Origin of the sequence: Chryseobacterium lathyri (assembly GCF_019970085.1) — a bacterium.
Lineage (GTDB): Bacteria > Bacteroidota > Bacteroidia > Flavobacteriales > Weeksellaceae > Chryseobacterium > Chryseobacterium lathyri.
Genome location: NZ_JAHXYG010000005.1, coordinates 22,266 through 34,886, shown reverse-complemented (window position 1 = coordinate 34,886; position 12,621 = coordinate 22,266). Strand labels below are relative to the sequence as shown.

The window sequence follows — 12,621 nt, the reverse complement described above, 5'->3', positions numbered from 1 at the left end:
TTTTTTAAGTTTAAATTTTACTGATATTTCCGTTCTGTGCATCAATAACGATACCACAAAACATTACGATAAAATACTTATTCGTTACCGATTAAAGATTTGGAGCCGCTACGATTTTCTGTCTTACCGCTTCATACAAAATGGCCCCACATGCTACAGAAACATTCAGAGACTGTGTTTTTCCTTCGATAGGAAGTTTTATTTTTTCGTCTGAATGATGCATGACTTCTTTAGAAATTCCGGTTTCCTCATTACCCATTACAATAGCGCAAGGTTCTGTGAAATTCACATCATAGATCAGTTTCTGAGCCTTCTCAGTAGCTGCAAATACAGAAATACCGCTCTGCTGAAGGAAATCTACGGCATGCGCAAGATTAGGTTCCTTACAGATCTTGATATTGTAAAGTGCTCCCGCAGACGTTTTAATGGCATCTGAATTGATAGGTGCTCCTCCTTTTTCAGGAATAATAATGGCATCTATCCCTACACATTCTGCTGTTCTGCAGATCGCTCCGAAGTTTCTCACATCTGTAAGTCTGTCAAGGATTAAAAGGAAAGGTGTTTTTCCTTCCTCGAACAGTTGTGGAACAATATCTTCCACTCTGTGAAACGGAACATCTGAAATAAAAGCAACCACCCCCTGGTGGTTTTTTCTTGTAAAACGGTTCAGCTTTTCAATTGGAACATAGTTGGGACGAATTTTATTTTTGGCTAAAATCGTTTTCAGCTCAGCATAAATAGGACCTTGAAGTGCATTCTGCACAAAGATCTTGTCAATCGTTTTTCCCGCTTCAATAGCTTCAATTACGGGACGCAGCCCGAAAATAAAATCGTCTTTCATTGAAATTTATTATAAATTATATGGTGAATAGTCAATAGTGAATTTTACTTTGTAAGTCAATTTTGGTATGTATAAAATTCACATCTGACCATTGACTCGTGAAGGTCACTATCTTCCGTTCTCTCCAAGTATTGCTCTTTTTTGTGCCATGATATAGCCGTAATGTAGGCTTTCATGCATATTGTTGAAGATAATGGCATCCTGGATGCTTTTCAGATCCATTCCAAAACTGGTTGTGTAAGGTGTATAGTCTGAAAAGAAGTCGCTGTCATAATCTTTCATTAAAATCTTTGAAGTTTCAGTGAGTAAAAACTCAAGGTCTTCCACTTCAGATTTTTGTACATTCAGGTTAGGAAGAGTTCCTTTTTTGTAGGTTTCGATCCAATATTTATCTATTCTGAAGGGATTTCCGCTAAGATAATAATGCAGGAGCTGTTGAGTAGCAACCGTATGCGCAATATTCCAGTACATATTGTTATTGAAACCGTCAGGAATCAGCAGAAGATCTTCATGGGAATTGTTCTGCAGAATACTTAAAAGGTTCTTTCTCACTTGTCTGTGTGCTTGAAAATGATAATTCATTTTGCAAAAATTTTTAATCACCAAAAATAGTTTAATAAACTGGAAGTGACAATTTTTTGGATAAGGGATTGAATTAAATGTTCTTAAATGCTGAAAAAAGATGTTAATTGCTGTGTTCTTTTTATCGATCGTAAAAAAACTCCTCTGAAAAGTATTCAAAAGAGCTCTTTACTTTTTTCAAATTCGAACGATCTGAGTATGGTTTTAATATGATAGTAATTCCGGAAATGTCACACTGAATTAGAATTTTTTTATTTTTTGATGATTTTATGTTTGAATGTTATTCCATCCTTCATAACAATATTCAGAAAATAGACTCCTGCGGTATACGTTGAAATGTCTATTCTGTTTTCCCCGCGAGTTTCAGCTAATTTTTTCCCGTCAATACTGAAAAGGCTTATCGAAGCTACATCTGTTTTGGATCTTATATTGACGAAATCAGCCGTAGGATTGGGATATATGCTGACATCTACGGTCTTAATGTCCTTCACGTCCAAAGCGGCATTGCTTTTCCCCTGCATGTAGACGGATAAATAGACATCTCCCTGCTGTTGATTAAAAACAGCAGTTGGGATTGTATGTTTAAGGGTGTGATTTCCAGCGGTTATAGTGGGCATTGTAAAGCCTCTGACAGGAACTGAGTTACCCGGACACCAGTTATTCCATGAAGTCCATTCTGTAAGTGATTTTGGGACTGCTCCATAAATTCCATTGCCTTGTGTATTGTACACCCTGAACGGTTCGCAGGAAATTCCTCCGGGAGTATAGGTAAGCATTTGTACATCATCTATATAGGTGTAATTCTGCCTTCTAACATATTCTTCACCACCACTGTTGGCACCGTGAGGAGTGGATATCACATAGAAGCGGGCATTGGTGACTGCATTAGGAAGATTGAAACTGACGATTCTAACGGTTTCACCAGGAACATCGGTGCTGTTATAATTATTTAATCTGCTATAAGTTAATACAGGGACAAGAGCATTGTAATCTGTGGGTGTGGCTCCTGCATCTGTCGAAAAGAAGGTAAGCGTTCCTGAAAAGACATCGATCCTGCCGGCACATCCTGCAACCTGTGTTTGGGCTGCATAAGGAACACCAAAAACGTCCAGTTCCATATACATATCATAAGAAGCACGTAATGTGGTATCATGAAATATACTGTATAAATTACTTAAGTCATATGTATAAGGAACCTCAGTAGGGCTTCGGTTTTTGCTCATAAATGGGGTAATGTACCTGCCAACCTCAATTCTTTTCACATTCGCATCGTTAATGGTGTAGGTAGGCTGGTTTTTAGGTATCATGGCTAAATATACGCTTCCCAGACGGTCATAGTTATCACACAAAGCACCTATAGTCACTCTCATGGCAATTTTTGCCTTAAAGGAGTTCAGTTCAGCATCTGTAAGTTTTCTGGCGTATCTGGTATTTGATAATCTGATGAGGCCGGCAGGTACCGGATCGGATACTGTGGCTGCGTAACCGTCATAATACACTGCATCTGAAATCAAATTCATTCTGCTTGTTGTTTGCGATTGAAAAAGCCCTGCAAAAAGAATACTTGTAAAAAATAGCTTTTGATACATATTGTTGGTGTTTACCACAAATATATTAAATATTCGTTTAAAATATTATTATATTGTATTTATAATTCATGTTTTGTTGAAAAATTGAAATTTTATAATTAAATTAGCGCAATGTTCAATATTAATTAATCAATAATGAAAAAAATTTTACTTTTATCTTTGTTATCGATAGCTTTAATGCTTAATGCCCAAATCAATTTAAACATTGGAAGCTCAAATGTCGGAACGGCCCCTATAAGTAGTTTTTTTTCATATTCATATGTTCAGCAGATCTATCCCAAACAGGAATTAAATGCAGCTGCAGCGGGAAATATTACGGGCCTTACCTTTTATGTAGACCCTTCGGCCAGCATTAATGATTCTTCGGATTGGACGGTTTATGTCGGGCATACCACTAAAACATCCTTTATATCCGGAACAGACTGGATTCCAGCTTCACAGCTGACTCAGGTATTTGCAGGTACCGTAACCAAAACTAATAATAAGGTTGAAGTTACTTTTACAACACCATTTGCCTATAATAACAGTGATAATTTAGTGATCGCTGCAAAGGAAAATTCTCAAAGTATTGATATTAATAATTTTGATGAAGCCTTTCGTGTTTATCCGCATATCCAGAATTCAACTCTTTATTATAAAGGAGACCGTATGATCGTTGACCCTGCGACTCCACCCGGAGGAATAAGAGCGGATTATAAAGCTGCAGTGACAATTTCAGGATTAACACCTGGCTCTACACCGGCATGTCCTTTTGTTAATTATCCGATCAATAATGCTCAATTTGTTTCTTTAACTCCAAATTTTAAATGGCTTCCTGTTTCCGGAGCCGATTCATATAAAATTTCATTAGGAACAAGTGCAGGAGGTACAGATGTTATTAATCAGCAGGTAGTAACTGCTACAGATTTTTCTCCTTCAGCTCCTCTTAATCCGAATACTACTTATTATCTGAAGGTCACTTCCGTTACTGGGAATCTTACATCTTCCGGCTGTGCGGATGTTATTTTTACTACAGTTCCTCCCGTACCTGTTAATGATGCGTGTTCCGGAGCTTTGGCAGCAGCTGCTTTTCCTTACACCTATACTCAGAGTGATGCTGTATCTGCCACTAACAATGGCGGATTTATAACCACGTGTCCCGATGCAATGAACGACGGGACCTGGTTCAGATTTACCGGGGATGGTGGTCAGTTTACTGTTAAAATAACCATGCCTGCAGGCAGTGCTTATGATCCTCAGATGGATATCTACAGCGGTGCATGTGGAAATCTGGCCTGTGTAAATGCAGTAGACAACGGCGGAGGCGGAGCTGCAGAAACCTATACATTTACAACAACCGCAGGAACCGAATATTTTATCAATGTCGGAGCCTATGAAGAAACGGTTGATATGCCGGAAAATGTTTTTACCATTAGCATTACTAAACTTTAGTCTGCAAACACTTATTACAATGCTTTCAATGATAACATGAGTTGTCATTGAAAAGCAATATGTTTTCAGAGAAGCAAACTGTTTTAAAAAGAAACAGCACCACAAATTCCTGCCTGTTATTTGGATACATTATTAATAAAGGAATATTTAACAAACTTTAACTCTAATATGGCATTCATTATGTTGATTAATGCCAGTATTTATCAGAAATTTACCACCTATTTTTAATTAAAGCTATGTCAGATACATATCAAGCTGAAGATATCCGCCAGTTGACGGAAAAAGTAAAAGAAAAGAATTACTTATTTTCCCTTCTCAGACAGGAAATCAATAAAGTGATTATTGGCCAGGAATATATGATAGACCGCCTTTTGGTAGGTCTTCTAGGTAACGGGCATGTCCTTTTGGAAGGAGTGCCGGGACTGGCAAAAACTTTAGCGATTAAAACCCTGGCAGAAGCTGTTCACGGTGAATTTTCCAGGATACAGTTTACGCCCGATCTGCTTCCGGCAGATGTGGTGGGAACGATGATCTTCAATATCAAAGACAACGATTTTTCAATAAAAAAAGGTCCTGTTTTTGCCAACTTTGTACTGGCGGATGAGATCAACCGTGCGCCGGCAAAAGTACAGTCGGCATTGCTGGAAGTAATGCAGGAAAAACAGGTGACGATTGGTGATGAAACCATGAAACTTCCGAAACCGTTTCTTGTGCTGGCCACCCAAAACCCGATCGATCAGGAAGGAACTTATCTTTTACCTGAAGCACAGAGCGACCGTTTTATGCTGAAGTGTAAAATAGATTACCCGAATTTTGAAGACGAAAGAACAGTTATGAGAATGGTTTCTACCTCTCATCAGCCTGTTATTAAACCTGTAATATCACTGCAGGATATCGTAGATGCCAAAGAACTGATCAACCAGATCTATCTGGATGAAAAGATCGAAAAATATATTCTGGATATGGTTTTTGCAACACGTTATCCGGAAAATTACGGACTTTCTGAGCTTAAAAACTATATCGGGTTCGGAGCTTCTCCAAGAGCATCCATCAACCTTGCCATTGCATCCAGAACCTACGCATTCCTAAAGGGAAGAGCTTTTGTTATTCCTGAAGATGTAAAAGCGTTGGCTCAGGATGTACTAAGACATAGAATTGGTCTTACCTTTGAAGCAGAAGCAGAAGAAATTTCATCAGAAGAGATTGTCAACAGGATTTTGGCAAAAATACAGGCACCATAATGAGTGAAGTGATTATCAGGAAAGCTGTCCGGGAAGATTGCGCTCCCATGCTGGAGCTGATCCAGGAACTTGCAGAATATGAAAAGGCACTTCATGAGGTGACTATAACACTGGATGAATTTACAGAGGACGGCTTCGGAAAATCTCCGGTTTGGGGAGCTTTCGTTGCTGAGCTGAACAATGAAATTGTAGGAATTTCCCTATATTATGACCGGTTTTCAACCTGGAAAGGAAGAAGGCTGTATCTTGAAGATCTGGTAGTGACCGAAAAAATGAGAGGAAAACAGATCGGAAAACTTTTGTTTGATGCCACTTTGGAATATGGAAAAGCAAACCAATACAGCGGAATGGTTTTCCAGGTATTGAACTGGAATGAACCCGCTATTAATTTTTATAAGAAATACAGCCCAAAATTTGATAATGAATGGCTGAATGTTTCGATTGAACTGAAGGATTAAAGTTAGAAGTAAGGAAGATGGGAGATGGAAGATGGAAGTGTGTCGCACAAGCCCCTGCAATCCTAAATCAGCAACGAATGTATGGAAATAAAAGATATTGTAAAAAAAGTAAAGCAGATAGAGATCCGTACCCGAAAGAAGACGGAAGCTTCGCTTATGGGACAGTATCACAGTGCTTTTAAAGGACAGGGGATGACTTTCTCGGAAGTCCGTCCGTATCAGTTCGGAGACGAGATCAGAAGAATCGACTGGAATAAAACAGCCCGTTTCCGGGAACCGTTCGTAAAGGTAATGGAAGAGGAAAGAGAGCTGACCATGATGATTTTGGTAGATATTTCCGCCTCTATGGATTACGGAACCAAAAACCAGCTGAAAAGGGAATATGTAGCAGAAATTGCTGCCAGCCTCGGGTTTTCAGCGGCAGGAAATAATGACAAAGTAGGGCTGATCCTGTTTGCAGATAAAGTATATAAAGTAATTCCGCCCCAAAAAGGCAGAAAACATATTCTTTCCATCATCAGCAATATTCTGACAGCAGATTATGTTCCGGCTGTATCAAAGATCGATAAGGCAATGGAATATATGATGGGGATATTCAAAAGAAAGTCTCTGGTTTTTCTGTTTTCAGATTTCGAAGATACTTATGATTCCAAAATGCTTAGAGTGGCTTCAAAAAAGCATCAGTTGCTGGGCATGAGGATCTATGACGAAAAAGATAATGAAATTCCTGATGTAGGCTATGCTCTTCTGTATGATGCTGAAACAGGAAAAGAAGTCTGGGCCAATACTTCCAGTGCAAGATGGAGGTATACGTTTGCAGAAGCCCAGAAGCAGAAAGTCCGGGCGCTGGAAGAAGATTTTGCCAACAGCTCAGCCAGTTTTATGAATATGAACACGGGTGCCGATTATTCTAAAATGCTGTATAATTATTTCCAGAAGAAGTAAATATCAATAACAAAGGCTCCGGCCTCAACTATTATTATTTGAAATTGAAAAAAATATTATTCATACTTTCTTTTTTAATCTGTGGAAATGCTTTTTCGCAGATATTATCTTCCAATTTGGAAAAGAAAACCCTTGCCTTAGGTGAGGTTAACCGTCTGGTTATTAAAATAGACAATGTTCATGAGCTGCAGGTAATTTCCGCTCCTAAAAATGAACTCTTGCCTTTCCATTTTGAAGAAATTAAAGACAGTATCGGACAAAACCAGAATTCCTACGAAAGAAAAATTGAATTTTCAGTGTATGAAGAAGGAAAATTTACTATTCCTGAGCTGGAATTTAACGTAGGAGGTAAAGTTCTAAAAACCATTCCTTATGAGATTGATGTGGTGAATACAGCCCAAAAGGCAGACCAGATCAATGATATCATGAACAATAAGGAAGTAAAGCTTGAAGCAAAAGATTACTGGGAGCTCTATAAATTTTATATTCTCGCTGCTTTAGCCGTGATTGCTCTGATTATTGCCATTATCATGTTTATTAAATGGGGCAGAAAATCTAAAAGTTCACCGGCTGTTGCCACTAACCAGACTTTAAAAGAACTGGACTCCCTAAAAAAGAAAAAGTATATTGAAGGAGGTGATTTCCGGTCATTCTATGTTGAACTGATAGACATATCCAGAAAATTTATTGCCAAACAATATCATCTTCCGGCGGATGTTCTTCTTACAGATGATCTTATTGACGTCATGAAGAAAAACAATACCATTTCACAGGAAAACGAAAGAATAGTGGAAGATGTATTTTTAAGAGGAGATCTGGTGAAATTTGCCAAGACTTTCCCTGATCAGACTACTATGGAAAAAGATTTTGCAGATATCCGCGATTTTGTGAAGAGATCATCGAAAGATTTAGAATTTGAAAACTTAAGAAAGGATGCCTGATTTTGAATTTTACAGTCCGTGGTTCCTGCTGCTTTTTCTGCTGTTTATTCCCCTTTTTATTAAAGATACGGGAGGGAAGAAAAAGAAAGGGATAAAAGTCCCTACTGTCCAAAATATGGAAGGCAGCGGGGGAATCCGTGCTGTGCTTGTTCTGCTTAAGTTTTCGAAATATATTATCCTTTCTGCATTGATTATTGCGATGGCCAGACCGAGAACTTTTACAGTTTCTCAGGACAGAGACGATACCAAAGGTGTAGATATTATGCTTTCCATAGACGTTTCTCTGAGTATGCTAGCCAAAGACCTTACACCGGACCGTATTACTGCGTTAAAAGATATTGCCGTAAAATTTGTCCAGAAGCGCCCGAATGACAGGATAGGAGTAGTAGCTTATGCTGCAGAAGCTTTTACCAAAGTACCGGTAACTTCTGATCATCAGGTGGTTATTGATGAAATTAAAAATCTTAATTCTGCAGGTCTTGAACCGGGAACAGCTATCGGAGAAGGACTTTCTGTAGCGGTAAATCATCTTATCAAAAGCAAAGCTAAAAGTAAGGTGGTTATTCTTATGACAGACGGAGTAAGCAATATTCAGAATGCAATTCCTCCACAGCTTGCTGCAGAACTTGCCAAAAATAATAATATAAAAGTATATGCCATTGGGATAGGAACCAACGGTTTTGCGCTGATGCCTACCTCACAGGATATTTTCGGAGACCTGATCTTTACAGAAACAGAAGTTACGATTGATGAAAACACCTTGAGAGAAGTAGCACAGACGACGGGAGGAAGATATTTCAGAGCCACTTCCAACAGCAGCCTGGAAGAAGTATACGATGAGATCAACCAATTGGAAAAGACTGATATCAAGGTTGCCAAGCTGTATAACTATGATGAATATTTTAAAATTTTCCTTTGGATCGCATTGGGAATGCTGTTTTTTGATGCACTGCTGCGATGGGTATTATATAAATTTTTAAGCTGATGAATTGGTCGTTAGGAAATTACTGGTATTTACTTTTGCTGTTGCTGCTGCCGCTGCTGTCTTTCTTTCTGATCCGTTTTTTAAGATGGAAGAAGAAAAAGAGAGAGACCTTTGCAGACAGCCGCTTTCATGACAGCCTGTTCGAAAAAAAATCCGGGTTTACAAAATTCTTTCCGGCTTTATATCTTTTGGGAACGCTTTTTCTAATATTTTCGATCATAGATTTGCTGAACGGTTCCGAAGAAGTAAAAACCAATCAACGGCTTAATAATGTGATATTTATGCTGGATGTCTCCAATTCTATGAATGCGGAAGATATTGATCCCAGCCGTCTTACAGAGGCGAAAAACCTGATGCTGAGTACCATGCAGAAGATGAAGAATGATAAGATAGGTATTGTGATCTTTGCGGGTGAAGCAGTCTCTATTATGCCACTTACCACTGATTATGGAACCGCAGAAACCTACATAAGTGCAGTAGAAACAAATTCTATGAAGATCCAGGGAACTGATTTCCTGAAAGGAATGCAGGCTGCAGCAGAAAAATTTAAAAATGTAAGCAAAGGTTCAAGAAAAGTCATTCTGTTAAGTGACGGAGAAGATAATGAAGGCAATGATAATGCTGCGATAAGACTGGCCAATAAAGAAGGGATCTCCATAACATCGGTAGGAATAGGGACGGATGAAGGGGCGCCGGTTCCGGAATATGTCTTCGGACAGCTGATGGGCTATAAGACCGATATGGATGGCGGAACAGTGATCTCCAAGAGACAGACACAGGCCCTTAAAAAGATGGCAGAATCTACAGGAGGAGATTATGTGGACGGAAATAACATCAATGAAGCTCCCGATAAGATCATTGATGCCGTGAGTAAAAAATCCTCATCTGCGCAGACTTTGGTAAAATCCCAGAATGCCAATCACTATTATCAATACTTTTTAATAGTTTCTATTTTCTTTTTCTTTTTAATTTATATCTTGAATCCGAAAAAAGATTTCAATATTTAATTTTTACACTTTGTTTATCAAGATTTTAAATAAGTACTTTAACCGAACTTTAACAAATAGAAGTCTGTTTATTAACATATAAAGGAATAATTTTGCAAGTAATGAATACTAAAATCATTTTTTTATCGTTTCTTATTGCTTTTTCATTCTCAAACATACTGTTTGGGCAGGAAAACTATAGAACTTTAGTTTATGAAGGTAATCAGAAATTCAACGGTAAGGACTATGATGGTGCTTCTTCCAAGTATATGGAGGCTGTAAAAGAAAATGAAAAAGACTTTACAGCTCATTACAATCTGGGCAATGCATTGTATAAAAGCAAAAAGTATGAGGAGGCTAAAGCAGAATTTGACAAAGCACAGAAGCTTTCGCAGACGCTGCCGGATAAAACGGCCGCTCTTCATAATCTGGGCAATACCTACATGCAGATGAACCAACCGGAAAAAGCGGCAGACTATTATAAGCAGGCTCTGAAACAGAATCCTTATAATGAAGCAACCAGAAAGAATTATGAAATTGCCAAGCTGAAAGAAAAAGAAAAACAGCAGAAGCAGAAAAACGAACAGAACAATTCGGGAAAAGGCGGAGGAGGAAATGATCAGAATAAAAATGATGATCAGAAAGGTGACCAAAAAGATCAAAAGCAGGATCAGGGTAATGGCCAGCAGAACGAAGGGGAAAGCGAGCAGGGAAATACCCCTAAGCAGAACCAGGATAATGAAGGAAAAATGCCTAAGAATCTTGAAAATGCTATATTAGATAAAGTCAACGAAAAAGAAAAAGAAACCGCCAGAAGAATCTTAAACAAGAATTCTTATTCGATGCCTCAGAGCAACGAAAAAGATTGGTGATGCAACAGAAACTGATTTACATATTATTCCTTTTAGCATCCGTAATTTCTTACGGACAGGTGAACCTGTTCATGGAACCTGATAAATTAGAATATAATGGAAAGGATATTGTAAATCTTACGATCGTTCTTGAGCTTAATGGGGTGGATCTTGAGCCTCAAACTCGTTTTCAGCTGCCTGACCTTTCGAAATTCAATATTATAGGAAGCGGATCAATGACCAATACATTAATTGATCCTGCCACCAATACGCTTGTTACTCAAAAAATATCCAGAATTGCTCTTGAACCTAAAAAGAAAGGTAAAATCAAGATTGGTTCCGTACTCGTAACAGTTAATAATAAGATCTATAAAACAGAACCTTTTGATATCAATATAAAAGATATTATTGAAAGAAGGTCTCTTGCCGGTAATACCTCCAGCGAAGTCTATCTGAATATGGAGATCGAAGACCGTGAAGTTTACCAAGACCAGCCCACAGTAGCCGTATTGAAGGTTTACTCTAAAAACGTAGACAATTTGAGAAAGGTGAAAGATGTTCGCCTTCCACGTCAGAATAACCTTAATGTACATCCTATAAGCTTCAACAAGTCTGAGATAGATCCTTCAGGTACCGGAAATATGGCTTCCCAGGTTGTGGCAGTATTTATGGTTTTTCCTAATGAATCAGGGTATGTAGATGTGCCGGCGGTGTCGGCATCGGTAAGCTCTTATTCGAATAAAAATAAAATTGTTTCCAATAAAGTAAAACTTAATGTAAAAAAGCTTCCGGAGGGATCACCTGAATATTTTAAAAATGCAGTGGGTAACTTCAACGTGAATGTATATAATGCATCAAAGGAAAAAATAGAGGTCGACAAACCAATCAACGTTATTGTTAAGGTTTCAGGAGAAGGAAATCTTCCGGATATGCATCTTCCTAAAATCATAGCATCCCCGGATTATGAAGTCTTTACGCCTAAAATCACATCCAAAGTGGCTCCCGGAACTACAGGAATGAAAGGAGAGATCCTGGCTAATTATGTTATTATTCCTAAAAAAGCAGGTGCCATTTCGGTACAGACCGAGCAGTTCGCATTTTTTAATCCGGCCAGTCATGAATATGTGGACCTTGGAAACAAAACGCTTGCCCTGAACGCATTTTCCCATGACCAGATCCTGGAATCACGTACCACAGTTGAAAAGGTAAACGAATATACCAACACGCTTTTGGAAACGGTAGATACTCCTGTTCTGAAGACAACAACATTTAAAGTAAAGGAAAAGACTAAATTCCACTGGAACATCCTTTTAACCAATATTTCTATTCTTATCGGGTTATTTATTATGTACCTGTTATTTAAGACATGGCAAAAAAAACGAACGTTAGTTAAAGAAACAGCATCTCCGAAACCTCTTGGTTCTGTGGCTGAAACAGAAAAACAGATCAGAGAAACGCTGAAAACGGATATTAACGATTATTTCAGTTATCTTGAGAATCTTAAGGATACCGGAGATTATGAAAAGTTTTTTGACACTATGGAGGAAATGGATATGGAGGTCAGAAAGCAGTATTTTCAGAGTTCTTCACAGGATTTCAGGGTATTCCTGGAAAGGCATAAAGGACTTTCTGTTGCTGAAGAATACAGAAATTTGCTGCAAAGAATTCAAATGGAGAAATACTCCCCTCTGAAATCACCAGAAGGTATGGAAGAGCTTCTAAAAGCAGTTGTTAATTTGTATTCACGAATTAGCAAATAATCAATCTTTTT

Annotated in this window: 12 protein-coding genes; 9 read left to right on the top strand and 3 right to left on the bottom strand. The window is 38.3% G+C overall.

Annotated features, from left to right (window positions below):
- Positions 1-91 precede the first annotated feature (91 nt).
- The 3 genes from rlmB to LC418_RS16035 form a co-directional block, all read right to left on the bottom strand.
- Positions 92-841 carry a 23S rRNA (guanosine(2251)-2'-O)-methyltransferase RlmB gene (rlmB, locus tag LC418_RS16045; RefSeq protein ID WP_111960710.1) on the bottom strand — a complete coding sequence of 250 codons (750 nt, stop codon included), beginning with the start codon at positions 839-841 and terminating at the stop codon, positions 92-94.
- A gap of 108 nt (positions 842-949) precedes the next feature.
- Positions 950-1,423 (bottom strand): DinB family protein, encoded by a 474-nt coding sequence (locus LC418_RS16040; protein WP_111960714.1) that lies wholly within the window; start codon positions 1,421-1,423, stop codon positions 950-952.
- A 251-nt stretch (positions 1,424-1,674) separates the two neighbouring features.
- Positions 1,675-2,943 carry a peptide-N-glycosidase F-related protein gene (locus LC418_RS16035; protein ID WP_223559886.1) on the bottom strand — a complete coding sequence of 423 codons (1,269 nt, stop codon included), beginning with the start codon at positions 2,941-2,943 and terminating at the stop codon, positions 1,675-1,677.
- A 204-nt stretch (positions 2,944-3,147) separates the two neighbouring features.
- Here LC418_RS16035 and LC418_RS16030 point away from each other — a divergent pair, with 204 nt between their 5' ends.
- From LC418_RS16030 to LC418_RS15990, 9 genes are all read left to right on the top strand, one after another.
- Positions 3,148-4,443 (top strand): hypothetical protein, encoded by a 1,296-nt coding sequence (locus tag LC418_RS16030; protein ID WP_223559885.1) that lies wholly within the window; start codon positions 3,148-3,150, stop codon positions 4,441-4,443.
- Between the two features lie 236 nt (positions 4,444-4,679).
- Entirely contained in the window at positions 4,680-5,684 is a 1,005-nt protein-coding gene (locus tag LC418_RS16025) for an AAA family ATPase (protein WP_111960720.1), read from the top strand.
- Positions 5,684-6,142: a GNAT family N-acetyltransferase gene (locus LC418_RS16020; protein WP_111960722.1), complete on the top strand. Its 459-nt coding sequence runs from the start codon at positions 5,684-5,686 to the stop codon at positions 6,140-6,142. The genes LC418_RS16025 and LC418_RS16020 overlap by 1 nt, the downstream gene beginning before the upstream one ends.
- An 81-nt stretch (positions 6,143-6,223) precedes the next feature.
- Positions 6,224-7,087: a DUF58 domain-containing protein gene (locus LC418_RS16015; protein ID WP_223559884.1), complete on the top strand. Its 864-nt coding sequence runs from the start codon at positions 6,224-6,226 to the stop codon at positions 7,085-7,087.
- 44 nt (positions 7,088-7,131) lie between these two features.
- Positions 7,132-8,028: a BatD family protein gene (locus LC418_RS16010; protein WP_420837289.1), complete on the top strand. Its 897-nt coding sequence runs from the start codon at positions 7,132-7,134 to the stop codon at positions 8,026-8,028.
- Positions 8,021-9,013: a VWA domain-containing protein gene (locus LC418_RS16005; protein WP_111960728.1), complete on the top strand. Its 993-nt coding sequence runs from the start codon at positions 8,021-8,023 to the stop codon at positions 9,011-9,013. The genes LC418_RS16010 and LC418_RS16005 overlap by 8 nt, the downstream gene beginning before the upstream one ends.
- Entirely contained in the window at positions 9,013-10,020 is a 1,008-nt protein-coding gene (locus LC418_RS16000) for a vWA domain-containing protein (RefSeq protein WP_111960730.1), read from the top strand. The genes LC418_RS16005 and LC418_RS16000 overlap by 1 nt, the downstream gene beginning before the upstream one ends.
- 101 nt (positions 10,021-10,121) lie before the next feature.
- Complete coding sequence (locus tag LC418_RS15995) at positions 10,122-10,871, top strand: tetratricopeptide repeat protein (protein WP_111960732.1); 750 nt, start codon at positions 10,122-10,124, stop codon at positions 10,869-10,871.
- Positions 10,871-12,610 (top strand): BatD family protein, encoded by a 1,740-nt coding sequence (locus LC418_RS15990; protein ID WP_223559882.1) that lies wholly within the window; start codon positions 10,871-10,873, stop codon positions 12,608-12,610. The genes LC418_RS15995 and LC418_RS15990 overlap by 1 nt, the downstream gene beginning before the upstream one ends.
- The last annotated feature ends 11 nt before the right edge of the window (positions 12,611-12,621 follow it).